General features: G+C 39.7%; 9 protein-coding genes. 5 read left to right on the forward strand and 4 right to left on the reverse strand.

Features of this window, described 5'->3' with window-relative positions; all coding sequences use genetic code 11:
• Positions 1-695 precede the first annotated feature (695 nt).
• Together DUT70_RS14955 and DUT70_RS14960 are read right to left on the reverse strand one after the other, a co-directional pair.
• The gene (locus DUT70_RS14955; protein ID WP_113648175.1) at positions 696-3,488 is read right to left on the reverse strand and encodes an outer membrane beta-barrel protein; all 2,793 of its coding nucleotides are present in this window, start codon (positions 3,486-3,488) and stop codon (positions 696-698) included.
• Between the two features lie 144 nt (positions 3,489-3,632).
• The gene (locus tag DUT70_RS14960; protein WP_113648176.1) at positions 3,633-4,232 is read right to left on the reverse strand and encodes a hypothetical protein; all 600 of its coding nucleotides are present in this window, start codon (positions 4,230-4,232) and stop codon (positions 3,633-3,635) included.
• Positions 4,233-4,433: 201 nt separating this feature from the next.
• Between DUT70_RS14960 and DUT70_RS14965 the strand changes: the two genes are divergently transcribed.
• Both DUT70_RS14965 and DUT70_RS14970 read left to right on the forward strand, forming a co-directional pair.
• The gene (locus DUT70_RS14965; RefSeq protein ID WP_113648177.1) at positions 4,434-6,857 is read left to right on the forward strand and encodes a PIG-L family deacetylase; all 2,424 of its coding nucleotides are present in this window, start codon (positions 4,434-4,436) and stop codon (positions 6,855-6,857) included.
• A gap of 226 nt (positions 6,858-7,083) precedes the next feature.
• The gene (locus tag DUT70_RS14970; protein WP_113648178.1) at positions 7,084-8,793 is read left to right on the forward strand and encodes a sodium:solute symporter; all 1,710 of its coding nucleotides are present in this window, start codon (positions 7,084-7,086) and stop codon (positions 8,791-8,793) included.
• Between the two features lie 320 nt (positions 8,794-9,113).
• Here DUT70_RS14970 and DUT70_RS14975 read toward each other — a convergent pair whose 3' ends face one another.
• Positions 9,114-9,962, reverse strand: coding sequence for a DUF2911 domain-containing protein (locus tag DUT70_RS14975; protein WP_113648179.1), 849 nt, complete (start codon positions 9,960-9,962; stop codon positions 9,114-9,116).
• Positions 9,963-10,054: 92 nt separating this feature from the next.
• Between DUT70_RS14975 and DUT70_RS14980 the strand changes: the two genes are divergently transcribed.
• Positions 10,055-10,876 (forward strand): SDR family oxidoreductase, encoded by an 822-nt coding sequence (locus tag DUT70_RS14980; protein WP_162926637.1) that lies wholly within the window; start codon positions 10,055-10,057, stop codon positions 10,874-10,876.
• A 46-nt stretch (positions 10,877-10,922) separates the two neighbouring features.
• Here DUT70_RS14980 and DUT70_RS14985 read toward each other — a convergent pair whose 3' ends face one another.
• Positions 10,923-13,238 (reverse strand): Tex family protein, encoded by a 2,316-nt coding sequence (locus tag DUT70_RS14985; RefSeq protein WP_205529811.1) that lies wholly within the window; start codon positions 13,236-13,238, stop codon positions 10,923-10,925.
• 168 nt (positions 13,239-13,406) lie between these two features.
• Between DUT70_RS14985 and DUT70_RS14990 the strand changes: the two genes are divergently transcribed.
• Together DUT70_RS14990 and hflX are read left to right on the forward strand one after the other, a co-directional pair.
• On the forward strand, positions 13,407-13,799 hold the full coding sequence (locus tag DUT70_RS14990; RefSeq protein WP_113648182.1) for a hypothetical protein: 393 nt from the start codon (positions 13,407-13,409) through the stop codon (positions 13,797-13,799).
• Between the two features lie 128 nt (positions 13,800-13,927).
• Positions 13,928-15,127 (forward strand): GTPase HflX, encoded by a 1,200-nt coding sequence (gene hflX / locus DUT70_RS14995; protein WP_113648183.1) that lies wholly within the window; start codon positions 13,928-13,930, stop codon positions 15,125-15,127.
• The last annotated feature ends 56 nt before the right edge of the window (positions 15,128-15,183 follow it).

The raw sequence follows: 15,183 nt of genomic DNA on the forward strand, positions 1-15,183 counted from the left end.
GTGCCTATCCCTAAACGCCCCCCTTCAGAAATGTCGGGGGGCTTTTTTGTGGACATTACTTTTTAAATACAAACAAAGTCAATTTGGGACCTGCACAGGTCCGTTGCTCCAAGGACCGGTGCACAGTTAATTCAGCTCCCTAAAACTGTAAGGGCCTCCTTAAGATCCCTGGTTGGGAAATACAAATGTCAATATCCGTTCTTTGTTAATTTTTATGCCTCCTATATGCTAGGGCACCTCTACATAGGATTCACAGTTTGAATCCTATGTCTTAAGGGAATCCAAGCAACAAGTACCATTACCATGAATCAGAAACAATGACTGCGAGATAAAGAGTGTTATAGCCTTTCATCGTAGATATAGAGAAGTCAGTTCTGAACATAAATATCGGATTGCCACTATTAATACATGGTTACTGGGTTTAGGCCTCCTTGTCCAACCAATTACGGATAAGGAAGATATCTATATGAAGTGAAGCTGCCGAATAATGTATCAACGACATACTGAAGCGAAATTTTGGCTTGAGAGAATAAAAACATATAAAAAGACCTTGAATACGCGTAGGTTATCCAAGGTCTTTTATATAATATGAAATCAGGAAATAGCCAATGTATTTCGGGACTTCACATAATCTTTAAAGTAGATAAAAAAACAAAGGCCGCATCCACGGCCTTATTGTTTTAAATTAACTATTATTAGAACCTAAACAAGGTCTCTTTGCCGCCAACTTTACCTCCAAAGTTTTGGATGTTGTAAGTGAGGGTAAACAGCCCGTGCCTACCAATATTGTTTACACGCAAATCTCTTGCGGTGTTTTCTGTGATGTAAACGTATCGTCTATTATTGGTATTTAGAATATCATTGAAGCTGCATTTTAATTGCAGTCGGTCATTTTTTAAGAATAAAAAGGTAACAGCTGCATTCCAGAATGCCATTTTATTATCTACTTCCGTTATGGATTGCGTGTTGTACTGCCAACGGTAATTGGTTTCCCAAACCACTTTTTTAGGCCAACGCAAAATCAGTTCCGTATCACTGCCATGATTGTAATAGTTTAGGTTGTTGTAGAAAGGATCTTCATAAAAGCTTTTGTTGAAACCAAAGCTATAGGTTTCGCCAAACTCCAATTTATCATTCAAATTAATTCTTCCACCAATCCTTGGACCGCCGTTAATCAATTTACTTTCGCTTCTTACCCCATTTACTATTACATAACTTTTATTGTAGTTGCCCCAATAGCCAGCGCTGATGGTGAATTGTCTCTTTGTACCCTTAAAATCTTTGGTGATGTTACCGTTACTGTGGAATTGCCAGATACCGTCTTCGTTAACAGGTGTAGTGGTTTGCTTTCCAGGGGTAGGTGATTGAGCATCGTCAATGGTTCTTTGCATAATTACACCATCGTTTTGAACGCTTCCACCTAAGTAAATATTATAGCTAAGCGCTCTTTGAGTATCGTATTTATACATGTTTAGGTTTACCTGATGCGTTTTAGATGGCTTCAAGTTTGGATTTCCGTTTTGGACAAATAATGGGTTAGTATTGTTGGCTACGGGTTGGATATATCTTACATCAGGTTCTCTGAATGATGGAGAGTAACTGAAATTTAAGCTTTTATATCTGATGTTTAACTGCGGTGCAAAAAAAGTGAAATGCTGGCCAAAACCATTATGTTTGGTGAACTTATTCTCTAGGTCGATGGTGTTGAACACAAAACCAGGTTGAATATTTAAATCCTTGTTAACTTTCCAACGTAAACTTACCCTGTTGTTGGTTTTAAAACCACTTTGCATTACTGTTTCTGTAAGGTTAGGAACGGCAATATCATAAGCCTGATTACTTGGGTTGCGTAAGAAGGTAGCCAAAGCATTTTCATTGTCTAAATAATTACTACTGGTGGCAATGTTTAAACTTAATGCTTTAGAGATTGGCTCACTGTAATTTGCATTTAAATTCAAGTTAAAATTGTCAATATCATTATCTCTCCATTGATCAAACGAGTTAGTTGATGTGGGGTTGTAAAAATTATTAAGCACAACGTTATAGTTGTCGCTAAGGTTTTTACGCTGTGAGATATTCACCGAGATATTTAAAGAGCGGCCAACTTTTTTAAAGTCTTTCCAAAGGCTGGCAGAAAGACCGTAGTCTGTGTTTCTACCTGTTAGTCGTGATGCATTTTTACCATCGTTGATCAAATCTCGGCTGGTATTAAAGGTAGAAGTGCTCAAGTCGCCAGTGTTTCTTGGTAAACCAATGGAAACTGCAGGTTCTATGGTTAGCTTGGTAAGGCTATCTAATTTGGCTTCTATTCTCGCACCTATATTATGGCTGTAGTTTCTGCTGTACTGTAAAGATTTTGAATTGGTATATATAAAGTTGTTGCCAAGGTTTTGCTCAACGTCAGTAGTTTGCTCATTGAATGTTTTGGCATAACCCAAGAAATACTTAGCATTAATTTTAACTCCTTTTTTGGTAAGGGTATTAAAGTTGGCTCCTGCTCCAGACGACGTTTGTACACCTCCGTTCATGGCGCCGCCAAAGGAAATGCCGTTCAGTGAAAATCCACCATCTGAATTAATCATGGTAGAGTTTACACCTGATCGAGAAAATCCACCGATACGCATCACATCACCAATGCTAAAACCAGGTTTGTTGGCATTATTGCTGTAACCTAAGACACTCACTTGGGTGGTATCTCTAAAAAAGTTCATGATTCCGCCAGCTTCATAAAGCTTGTTGGGGCCACCGCCAGCATAAAGTTTTCCAAATGCCCCGCTTTTGATAGCTCTTTTAAGTTTAAGGTTGATGATTTGGGGAACGTTGCCCGCTACAATATCTGGATCCCTGCGTTTAGCTTCTGGATCATCAGTTAACTGAACTTTGTCGATAATATTGGCTGGAAGATTTTTCGTCGCAATTTGTTGGTCGCCACCAAAAAACTCCTTGCCATCTACTAGAATTTTGCTGACTGGTTTGCCATTTACCATTATTCCACCATCACCATCTATAGAAACGCCTGGGAGCTTTTTCAAAAGGTCTTCTACCACAGCACTTGGTAGCGTTTTAAAAGACTCGGCATTAAATTCAATGGTATCTTTCCTTACTACAATAGGAGGTCTTTCGGATTGAATGACTACTTCATTGAGGTTGTTGGTTTTTTCGGTAAGATAGATATTGCCCAAACTTAAATTAGGTTGAGCGGCAGTTAAAGTGACTTCTCGGCGGTGGATATTATACATCCATGCATTGATGACTAAACGGTACCTAGTTCCAATTTCGAGATTGTTGATCTTGAATACACCCTTGTCGTCAGAAAGTTTATAAGAGAGCAAAACGGTATCGGCACCTTTAAAGATAGAAATGGTAGCGAAGTTAAGGGTCGTCTTTTTATTTAAACTATCTAACAAAGTGCCCGTTACACTGCCTTTTTGTGCAAAAGATAAGTGAAAACTAAAGATCAGCGTAAATAATAGTATGGTTTTCTTCATTTGTTGAGGTTTAGTCAGTAGACGCAACAAAAAAGATAATGTTGCATCAAACTAATAACTTAGTTTTTGAATTGAAACTTTTGCCTCAATTCATTACTGATCCTCAAGGGTTTGTATGAAGGAAAAAATCTTAGTAGAAACGCACTACAGCAATATTTTGCTGCTTACTTCCTTATCTATGGTGATATAGCCTGGATATTTAACCAGCCCGCCAGCTACTTTAATAGATGGTCTGATTTTCAAGGTAACTAATCCCTTTTTCTCAGAGCCGTTGGTGGCTCCCCCAATAAATGTCCCTATATCGTTCAACATTTTGTTATCTGTTAAAAATTTATAAATGTTGGCGTTTACTTGTACAGGAACTCGGGTGGTTTGCCCAGCACCAATATTTACGCTTTGGTTAACTGAACCAGTGAAAACTTCTTGACGATTGATCAAAACAATATAATCGAAATCATTAATAGCCGCCAAGTTATTCGTTGGATTGCTGATTTCTAAATTGAGTTTTGCCCTTAATGGGATATCTTTTCTAAGCATGCCCAGCGCAATGCCAGGAATACTAAGCGTATTTACAGATTTGCCATCTATTAGCTTCCTCACATCCGTTCCTGCAATGGTAATATCTGTGGCATCGGTAATGCGGTAGTCGCATTTTTCAAGCGCTTTAATCTGTTGGGCTTGTTTGTTAATGCCGCATGATCCTAAACTCAGGATAATAAGACAAGCTAAAAATAAATTTTTCATCTATGTGTGTAGTTTAAAGTAGTCGTAGTGCAAGGGTACTTTGATCATTTGCTTCATTAAACCTCATTTAGATGGTGATTTGAGTAAAAAATAAACTTGCATCTGCGGCTTGTAAAAATATGATATAAGTTCTGCAAACAATGTTCCATTTCAAAAGGCTTTAGCAAAATTTAACTATTTTAGCCATACAACCAATACAGAATGAACATCAGGAGATTTTTTCTTGCTGCTATGCTATTGCCATGCTTTTTAAAGGCACAAGTGCAACAGCCAAATGCTCTAAATGCTGCAGAAATTGCACAAGGCATTGCTACCCTGTCTATCAAAGGCAGCGTACTTTATATTGCCGCTCACCCCGACGATGAAAATACCAGATTGTTGGCCTATTTGGCAAAAGAAGCCAAAGTAAGGACCGCTTATTTATCGTTGACCCGAGGAGATGGGGGGCAAAACCTTATCGGAAATGAACAAGCCGAGCTTTTGGGTCAGATTAGAACGCAGGAACTACTGGCCGCTCGAAACATTGATGGTGCAGGACAGTTTTTTAGTCGAGCAAATGATTTTGGCTTTTCTAAAACTTCAGCAGAGACTTTTAAGATTTGGGGTAAGGAACAGATTTTGGCAGATGCAGTTTGGATCATCAGAAAGTTTAGACCTGATGTGATCATTACCCGTTTCCCTGAAGATGCTCGGGCTGGTCACGGTCATCATGCCGCGTCAGCAATTATCGCTAGAGAAGCTTTTGTAGCTGCTGCAGATCCTAAACAATTTCCCGAGCAATTGAAAAAAGGCGTAACGGTGTGGCAAGCAAAACGCATTTTATGGAATACATATAATTTTGGTGGGAATAATACCACTGCCCCAGATCAATTGAAGATCAATGTAGGTGTTTATAACCCGCTTTTGGGCAAAAACTACGGAGAAATTGCAGCCATTAGTCGTACCAATCATAAAAGCCAGGGCTTTGGTTCGGCTTTGCAACGTGGCGAGGCTTTTGAATATTTTAGCCACACCGCTGGCGAGCCTGCAAAAACTTCATTGTTTGACGGGATTAATATTGGCCTGAGCAATAAAGAAGTGATCAGTCTTCTAGCTAAAATACAACAGCAATATCAGCTTAACCAACCAGCGGCATCTTTACCAGATCTGCTGAAACTAAAAAAGCTTGCAGTGAAAGAGCAGGGTTTTAACCAGCCCTTGTTAGACGAAATGATTGCCGCTTGTGCTGGTTTATGGGCCGAAGCCGTGGTTCCAGAAGCAAGTTATGCGGTGGGCGATTCTATTGCGGTGACAGTAAATGCTATTTATAGAGCTTCTGCACCATTAAAAGTAAGGGCAAGCATCAACGGCAAAGAAATTGATTTGCAGGAAAATCGTTTATCATCTAGCAGATATGGCGTTAAAGCCAATCCATTAGATATTACCCAGCCTTATTATCTCAAAAAAGAGCATCCTATTGGCTATTATGTGATAGATAGGCAGGAAGAAATTGGTTATCCTGAAAACCCTTCAAGCTTAACGGTAAAAGCGATGTTTAGCATCAATGATGAACTGATTGAGCTTAACTTACCTATTCTGTATAAATCTGCCGATCCCATAAAAGGAGAACTTTACCAACCATTGGTGATTGCGCCGCAAGTAACCGCTAGCTTGAGCGATCAGGCCTATTTGTTTGTGAACAAACAGCCAAAAACCATTGAAGTAAATCTGAAAAGTTTTACCAAAAATGTGAGTGGAGAGCTGATCCCTATTTTGCCTAGCGGATGGAAAGCCAGCCCTGAGAAAATCGATTTTAAGTTTTCCCAAAAAGGCGATGCGCAGTTAGCGGTATTTCAAGTTACTCCAGGTGCGGGGTCGACTGCAGCGACACTTCGCTTGCAGGTAAAAACCAATGGACAAACAGAAAGCAAGGGCTTCAAAACCATTCGTTACGATCATATCCCCAATATCAACTTGTTCCCAGAAGCTACCGCTAAACTGGAAGTGGCCGATTTGAAAATTGCAGGAAAACGTATTGCTTATATTGATGGTGCGGGAGATTTAGTGGCCAACGCATTACAGCAAGTGGGCTATCAGGTGGTGCATTTGACCCCTTCGCAAGTATTGCTAAATGACCTTTCTGCTTATGATGCGATTGTTACTGGAGTAAGGTTTTTTAACGTAAATGAAGAGGCGAAAAACATCTACTCGAAGTTGATGGACTATGTGAAAAATGGTGGGGTTTTGTTGGAGCAGTACAATGTGAACAACGGATTAAAGTCGAGCACTTTTGGACCATATCCTTTTAGGTTAGTGAATAAGCGAGTGACAGAGGAAGATGCGGCAATTACCTTTACTAAACCTGCTCACGCTGCCCTTAATTATCCTAACAAAATTACCAGTAAAGATTTTGAGGGTTGGGTACAGGAACGAGGACTTTATTTTGCAGAAGATATCGACCCTAAATATGAAACTGTTTTAAGGATGAGCGATACTGGCGAAGCAGCCAGTGATGGCTCGCTTTTGATTGCGGATTATGGCAAAGGGAAGTTCGTTTATACTTCTTTGTCGTTTTTCAGACAATTGCCAGCAGGGGTTTCGGGAGCTTATCGTCTATTTGCGAATTTGTTGGCCAAGCCACTGTGATTTTTTACTCTGAGCAAAGCGAATAATCTCAAAAATAGATTTCTCACATGCGTTCGAAATGACGCTGTATTTAATGCAAAGCTATCCATACAAAAAAAACAACTATGCAAGAAGATCCAAAGGAACTACCACCATTTGTAAAAAGCTGGAAACAGTTTTATTACCTACTACTATTTTGGCTCGTATTACTCATCGCTTTGTTTTACGCTTTTACTAAATATTTCCAATGAGTAATTTAGATTGGGCAGTTTTGCTCATTACCCTATTGGGGATTGTAGGTTACGGTGTTTATAAAAGTCGTGGTACCAGAAGCATGGATGCCTATTTGTTGGGCGGTCAAAGTATGCCATGGTATACCGTTTGCCTTTCGGTGATGGCCACCCAAGCAAGTGCGATTACTTTTTTATCGGCGCCAGGTTTAGCTTATTCCTCAGGAATGAGTTTTGTGCAGTTCTATTTTGGCTTGCCCTTAGCCATGATTGTGTTGTGTATTACTTTTGTGCCTATTTTTCACAGGCTGAAAGTGTACACTGCATATGAATTTTTGGAGCAGCGCTTTGACTTCAAAACCAGGGCGCTCACCGCATTTCTGTTTCTGATACAACGGGGGTTATCTACGGGGATTACCATTTATGCACCAGCAATTATTCTTTCCACCATCCTAAATATCAATGTAACCTATACCACTTTATTTATGGGGGGCTTGGTAATTTTTTACACTGTTTTTGGGGGAACAAAAGCCGTTTCGTACACACAGTTGCTACAAATGACCATTATCTTTTGTGGTCTGTTTGCAGCTGGAGTGATGGTGGTACATCTGTTGCCTGAAAGTGTAGGCTTTGGTAAGGCCATCGATATTGCCGGAAAAATGGGACGGACCAATGCCATTGATTTCGATTTTAGCTGGACCAATCCCTACAATGTTTGGAGCGGGATTATTGGCGGCTTCTTTTTGCAGTTATCGTATTTCGGAACCGATCAAAGTCAGGTTGGGAGGTATTTAACAGGCTCGTCAGTTGGGCAAAGTCGATTGGGATTGTTGATGAACGGTTTGGTTAAAATTCCAATGCAGTTTCTAATTCTATTGATTGGTATTTTGGTATTTACATTTTATCAGTACAATAAAGCACCGTTGTTTTTTAATAGTTACGAATTACATAAACTTGAGCGTAGCGAACACAAGGCCGAATTGGCGAATATCCAATTAAAGCATGACCAACTTTTTGAAAAAAAGAAGCAAGAAGTGGAAAAATTGGATGTGGCTTTGTCTGCCAATAACCAAGCTTTGATTAACCAACAACGTACGCTGGTAAAGCAATATGATGAGGAGGGCAAAACGATTAGGGAAGAATTGAAAACCTTAATGTTAAAGAACGATGCTGATGCGGCTACGAATGACAATAACTATATCTTCTTGAGCTTTGTTACCGAGTACCTGCCAAAGGGATTGATTGGTTTGTTGATTGCGATTATTTTCTTGGCCTCAATGGGCTCAACTGCCAGTGCTTTAAACTCTTTGGCATCTACTACAGTGGTTGACATCTACAAACGCCTAATTAACAAAAGTGGCAATGATGGACAGTACGTAAACGCTTCGAGATGGGCAACCATTTTGTGGGGTGTGGTATGTATCATTATGGCGTTGTTTACCAGTAAAATTGGTAATTTGATAGAAGCGGTGAACATTTTAGGTTCCTTTATTTACGGGACTATTTTGGGTGTGTTTTTAGTAGCTTTTTATCTCAAGCGTGTAGGAAGCAAAGCCGTTTTTTATGCCGCTATTTTAGCCGAAGCGATAGTTTGTGTCTTGGGATTTCAGGAAGTGGTTGCGTACTTATGGTTGAACGTAGTTGGCTGTTTAGGCGTGGTAATTTTCGCTTATTTATTCCAAAAGTTGATAAAGGAAAAAGCCATAGAAATAGAAGCAACCGTTTAAGCATTCCTCTTCTTTGCGTTCCTTTGCGAGTTCTTCAAAAATCTCTGCGGTCAAATAATAAACGCTAAGAAATAGGAGCTAGGAGAAGAGCATCAAGTTTTGGTTTTTTAAACCCGATTGAACGGATTAGCCCGCAGCCCTGAGTTTACGAAGGCGAGGACTATGAGTGAAAGCGGGACGGAAGTTTGATAATAGTAAAGGCATTGCTTTACAAAAAAAGGAATAAGAATTCCTCTAGAAAAGTTATTCAAAAAAAATGGAGAAACCTTATTTAAAAGATTTCTCCACTCCTTACAGTCGGTCGAAATGACGACTAAATATTACCTTTTGGTTTGTTCCAATAATTGGGTGTTTAAACGAATGTACTCGTCGTTTTTGATTTTAGTAGCAATTTCAATACCTTCTTGGGCTGTTTTAGCCGCACCAGCTTTGTCGCCCATCTTCAATTGCACTCTGCCTTTCCAAAGTTTTACCCAAGGGGCATCAGTCATTTGTTTTTCAGCTTCGTTCATCCACTCCAAAGCAGTTTTTAAATCCTTTCCGTTGCTGTAGTAGTAAATTGCCGATTGGAAATAAGGTTTTTTGTCGCCTTTCATCGCTTCAGCAATATTGGCCATTACTCTTTGGTCAACATCAGTGCTAAGGTTAACATTTACCAAGGTGTTTTCCCATGATAATTGCATTTTTGCCGAAGCATCATATACATCGGCGAACTGAATGGTAAAGGTTTCTACTTTTTCTTTTAGTGCAACAGGTTTTACCTTAACACGTAAAACATCGTTGGCTTCACTATAAGTATATGCACCCCATTCTTTAGTTCCTTTGTTAAAGATAATGGTCCATTCTGTTTTTCCAGGGATGGTGAATAAAGCGTATTCGCCAGCAGGAAGGTCTTTACCTTCAACTTTAATAGCATCGGTAAATTTAACTACGGTAGCAGAGTTTGCTCCAGTGCGCCAAACTTTATCATAAGGTTCCAAGGCACCAAATATTTTACGGCCTTTAACATTTGGACGTGAATAGCTTACACTGATTTTGCCTAAACCAAAATCTTGTGAAATGGTTTGTGGTGTGCTGGGTTGAGGCATTTTTAAGCCTTGAGCCTTAAGGTTTTCGCCCAAGACAACCAGTACAAAAAGTACTAAAACGAGTTTAATTGATGATTTCATCTTTTTTATATTTTGTTAGAGTTGCAGCCTAAAATTACAGAATAAATCTTTGATGATTATGGCTGCTTAGAATTATGTTATTTTGCAAACAAATGGAAAATAAAACAGTCGGAATTTTAGGGTGTGGATGGTTTGGTTTGCCTTTTGCTAAGGCTTTGCTACAATCGGGCTACAAAGTGAAGGGATCAACCACGAATGCAGATAAGTTGAGAGCATTGGAAGAACTGGGCATTGTGCCTTATCAGATTAATTTGAATGGTACTGGTGAATTACCTGCGGCGTTTTTTAAGGTGGATGTACTGTTTGTGAATGTGCCGCCTCGAGCTAAATCTGAAGACGTTTCAACCTATCCTGAAAAGTTGAAGGCGGTGGTTCAAGCAGCCGAAGGAAAAGTGAAACAAGTGGTGTTTATTAGCTCGACAGGTATTTTTGAGGATGGTAATTTTGAAGTGGATGAAAACACTACTCCGCAACCAGATACTGAAGCTGGTAAAGCGTTGTTAGCTGCAGAAGAAGTGTTCAGAGAGAATAATAAGTTTGTAACAACCATCATCCGCTTTGCGGGATTAATTGGTCCTAGCAGAAATTTAGGAAAATTTTTTGCAGGACGAAATGAAGTGCCTAACGGAAAAGCTCCTGTTAATTTAATTGCACTGCAGGATTGCATTGGCATTTGCTTACAGTTGTTAAAAACGAAAGCCTTTGGAGGAATTTATCATGCGGTAATGCCCCAGCATCCTACCAGAAATGAATTTTATACCGCCTTATGCGAGGCTTCGGGAATGGAAAAACCAATATTTAAAGAGGAACTATTGTCTTCGAAAAAAATAAACTCGGTTAATGTAGCCGATAAGTTAGCTTACACTTTTGAAGTTGGTGACTGGTTTGAGTGGATGAAAACCGCTTCGTTGTAAAGGAGTGTCCAAAAGTATAGGTAGCCTTTTGGACACTATAAGTTGCTTATTTGAACATCCCTTTTAGTTTGGCCAGCTTTTCCTGCAAATCGCCATCCACTTCTTTTTCTTTTTTAGGTTGATGTTGGTTAAATGGTTTTCGATGTTGGTCGTTACGTTTTTGACCATCACCTTTATTCCAATTCTCTTTCTGGTTCCCTTCCTTGCGCTTTGTTGCTTGTTCTTTGCTGCCGCCAATTTCCTCTTTCATTGATAAAGAAATTCGCTTGCGATCTACATCTACTTCAGTTACGGTAACCTGAACCACTTGGCTCACCTTCACCACTTCGTTAGGATTGGCTACGAACCTATTGGCTAATTGACTGGTATGTACCAAGCCATCCTGATGCACACCTATATCTACAAATGCACCAAAATTGGTGATGTTGGTAACAATTCCTTTTAGCTTCATCCCTTTTCTCAAATCCGTAATGCTGTTTACACCATCGGCAAAACTGAATGCTTCAAATTGTTCGCGAGGATCACGGCCAGGCTTAGCTAATTCTTTAAGGATGTCTTGTAAGGTAGGCAAACCTACTTCTGTGCTTACATATTTCTGTAGGCTGATTTGTTTTTGAAGATGGGTATCGGCAATCAGTTTTTCTACGGAAACGCCGAGATCAGCGGCCATTTTGCTCACCAATTCATAACGCTCAGGGTGAACACCACTGCTATCCAAAGGTTGCTCGGCATTGCGTATGCGTAAGAAACCAGCAGCTTGTTCAAAGGCTTTATCTCCCAATCGAGGAACTTTTTTCAAGCTTTCACGATTTTTAAAGGCACCATTTTTACTGCGATAATTAACAATATTCTGCGCCAAGCTTTCGCCTAAACCAGAAACATAAGCTAACAACTGTTTTGAAGCGGTATTCAATTCAACACCTACAGCATTCACACAGCTCATTACCGTATCGTCCAAACTTTGTTGCAATTTGCTTTGGTCAACATCATGTTGGTATTGCCCCACACCAATTGATTTGGGATCTATTTTTACCAGCTCAGCCAAAGGGTCCATCAAACGTCGGCCAATGGACACCGCACCGCGAACGGTTACATCATGATCTGGAAATTCTTCTCTGGCCAATGGCGAAGCTGAATAAATAGATGCACCACTTTCGTTCACCATCACCAAGGTTACCTTGTCGAGTTTTAATCCACGAATAAAGGTTTCGGTTTCTCTACCTGCTGTTCCATTTCCAATGGCAATGGCTTCAATATCATGTTTTTCGCAAAGCTGATTAACTTTCCACTCCGCATCCTTAATATTTCCTTGTCCAGTATGCGGATAGATGGTGGTATTTTCTAATAAATTCCCTTGTCTGTCTAAGCAAACCACTTTGCAGCCTGTTCTAAAACCAGGGTCGATAGCCATCACATTTTTTTGTCCTAAAGGAGCGGCCATTAACAATTGTCTGGCATTGGCTGCGAAAACACGGATGGCTTCTTCATCAGCTTTTTGTTTAATTGCTGCTCTCAATTCGGTTTCCATCGCAGGGCGAAGTAATCGTTTATAGCCGTCGTATAGGGCTAATTCCACTTGCTTGCTCGCACTATTGTTTCCAGTGATGAACTGACGTTCTAATATTTCAATCGCTTCTTCATCGGGAGGAAGTACATCTAATTTTAACAGCCCCTCGTCTTCGCCTCTTAGCATGGCTAGAACGCGGTGTGATGGTGCATTTTTAGCGCTTTCCTCCCACTCAAAGTAGTCTTTATATTTAATGGCTTCGGTTTCTTTGCCTTTAGCGACTGTACTTTTGTAAGTTGATTTTTGTTCGAAATACTTGCGCATTTTCGTGCGAGCATCAGTATCCTCATTAATGATTTCTGCAATAATATCCCTAGCACCAGCTAAAGCCTCTTCGGCATTGCCAACACCTTTTTCAGCATCTATGTAAGTTGCAGCTTCTTCATCTACATCAATTCTACTTTGTGCTAATAGGCGTAAGGCTAAAGGTTCTAGCCCTTTTTCTCTAGCGATAGACGCACGTGTTTTGCGTTTAGGTTTGTAGGGCAAGTAAATGTCCTCTAAAATAGTCAGTGTTTGTGCAGCATTTAGCTGTTTTTCCAATTCTGGTGTTAACTTTCCTAATTCTGTTAGCGATTTTAAAATAGCATCCCTTCGCTTATCAAGCTCTTTTAACTGTTGGGCCAAATCTCTAATTTCTGCAATTTGAACTTCGTCTAAGCTGCCTGTAAGCTCCTTTCGATAGCGCGAGATGAATGGAACAGTAGCCCCTTCTTCTAAGAGATTTAGTGTTGCGTTAACTTGCTTGCTGTTGATGCTTAGTGCGTTAGAGATGTGTGATAAGTGCTGGTTCATCGTCATAAATTATAGCGCTAAAATTATCATAATTAAGTCAGATAAAAAGTCAAAACAGACGATAAGTGGAAAACTTTATATTCTCTTTTGTAAAGGAAATATGACACTACTGGCACAAAGTTTGATTTTACGGTTGCTCTTATATGTGTAACCTAATTTATATTAATCATGGAAAAATTTAGAAAATTATTAGCTCTTTCATTTTGTTTAGTTGTTTTAACTGCTCTTTTCTCTTGTTCAAAAGATGATGACAAGAATAACGGTCCGCGTAATGTAGAATTTAAAGTAACTGCTTCTTCTAATGCAAGTATCAGCACAGTTGTACATTCAAATGTACAAGGTGAAGCAACTACATTAACTAGTTTGAGCGGTAATACTTGGAGCACTAAATTAACCGTTAATGCAGATGTACAGGCAATATCTTTAGGTGCTAACGCAACTGCTACAGATGCTACTGGAACTTTAAAAGTACAGATTTTAATAGATGGTGTAGTAGTAAAAGAAAATACGTCTTCTGGTCAATATTTAAGTGCGACAACCGTATATATGGTTACTAAATAGCCAAACATTAAAAAGAATATAAGAAGCGCTATCCATTTAGGGTGGCGCTTCTTGTTTAAACACTATCGCCTACACGTTGTTATCTTTAAATTAAACGGGAATAGATTTCGTATCTTTGCAATTATTCAATGGGAAAACAGAAATTTTATGACACAGCGCCCAAGCAAGAACGGGCGGTTTTGGTAGGGGTAGCCTTACCAGGAGAAAAAGCAGAACAGACAAAGGAATACTTGGATGAATTGGCTTTTTTGGTAAATACGGCAGGTGGAGTGGTAGAAAACGTATTTACGCAACGCATGCAAAAGCCTGATAGGGCAACCTTTGTAGGCACAGGAAAGCTGGAAGAAATACAAACTTATGTAAAGGCTGAAGAAATAGACTTGGTGGTGTTTGACGATGAACTTTCACCATCGCAACTGCGTAACATTGAGCGTGAGTTGAAGGTGAAGATATTGGACAGAAGTAACCTTATCCTAGATATTTTTGCAGGAAGAGCACAAACTGCTCAAGCTAAAACCCAAGTGGAGCTGGCGCAATTACAATATTTGTTGCCTCGCTTAACCCGCATGTGGACCCACTTGGAGCGCCAAAAAGGTGGTATTGGGATGCGTGGTCCAGGGGAGAGCCAGATTGAGAGCGATAGAAGGATGATTTTGGAAAAAATTACCTTGTTGAAAGAGCGTTTGAAGCTGATTGACCGACAAAACGAAACCCAACGCAAAAACCGTGGGCAATTGATTCGTGTAGCCTTGGTGGGTTACACCAACGTGGGTAAGTCAACCATGATGAACATGCTTTCTAAATCGGAAGTGTTTGCAGAAAATAAGCTATTTGCTACGCTGGATACCACTGTAAGAAAAGTAGTAATTGACAACCTACCATTTTTATTATCGGATACCGTAGGGTTTATCAGAAAACTTCCACATCACTTGGTAGAATGTTTCAAATCTACTTTAGATGAAGTGCGTGAAGCAGATATTTTGGTACACGTGGTGGATATTTCACATCCAAATTTTGAAGATCAAATTGATACAGTAAACGAAACCTTGAAAGACCTGGGTGCTAGAGATAAGGATACGATCATGGTTTTCAATAAAATTGATGCTTATGTCCCTCCAGAACAAGATCAATTGGTGGACGTTGATGAACAAAAGGAACCAGTAACCCTTGCCGATCTTAAAAATACGTGGATGGCACACCATAATGCTCCAGCAATTTTTATTTCTGCTACGCAAAAAGAAAACGTTGAGGAATTGAAAGCATTGTTATATGGAAAAGTAAAAGATATTCACACCACACGCTATCCTTACGATAAGTTGTTGTATTAGATCGTACGCCGTCATGGCTGGGTACAATCTATCCCGATTCTTCGGGGAAGCAATCT

Origin of the sequence: Pedobacter chitinilyticus (assembly GCF_003313385.1) — a bacterium.
GTDB classification, from domain to species: domain Bacteria; phylum Bacteroidota; class Bacteroidia; order Sphingobacteriales; family Sphingobacteriaceae; genus Pedobacter; species Pedobacter chitinilyticus.

Coding starts and splice junctions, on each gene's coding strand:
- DUT70_RS14980 (WP_162926637.1), top strand. CDS start 10,055: ATGGAAAATAAAACAGTCGGAATTTTAGGGTGTGGATGGTTTGGTTTG.
- DUT70_RS14960 (WP_113648176.1), bottom strand. CDS start 4,232: ATGAAAAATTTATTTTTAGCTTGTCTTATTATCCTGAGTTTAGGATCA.
- hflX (WP_113648183.1), top strand. CDS start 13,928: ATGGGAAAACAGAAATTTTATGACACAGCGCCCAAGCAAGAACGGGCG.
- DUT70_RS14975 (WP_113648179.1), bottom strand. CDS start 9,962: ATGAAATCATCAATTAAACTCGTTTTAGTACTTTTTGTACTGGTTGTC.
- DUT70_RS14990 (WP_113648182.1), top strand. CDS start 13,407: ATGGAAAAATTTAGAAAATTATTAGCTCTTTCATTTTGTTTAGTTGTT.
- DUT70_RS14965 (WP_113648177.1), top strand. CDS start 4,434: ATGAACATCAGGAGATTTTTTCTTGCTGCTATGCTATTGCCATGCTTT.
- DUT70_RS14970 (WP_113648178.1), top strand. CDS start 7,084: ATGAGTAATTTAGATTGGGCAGTTTTGCTCATTACCCTATTGGGGATT.
- DUT70_RS14955 (WP_113648175.1), bottom strand. CDS start 3,488: ATGAAGAAAACCATACTATTATTTACGCTGATCTTTAGTTTTCACTTA.
- DUT70_RS14985 (WP_205529811.1), bottom strand. CDS start 13,238: ATGAACCAGCACTTATCACACATCTCTAACGCACTAAGCATCAACAGC.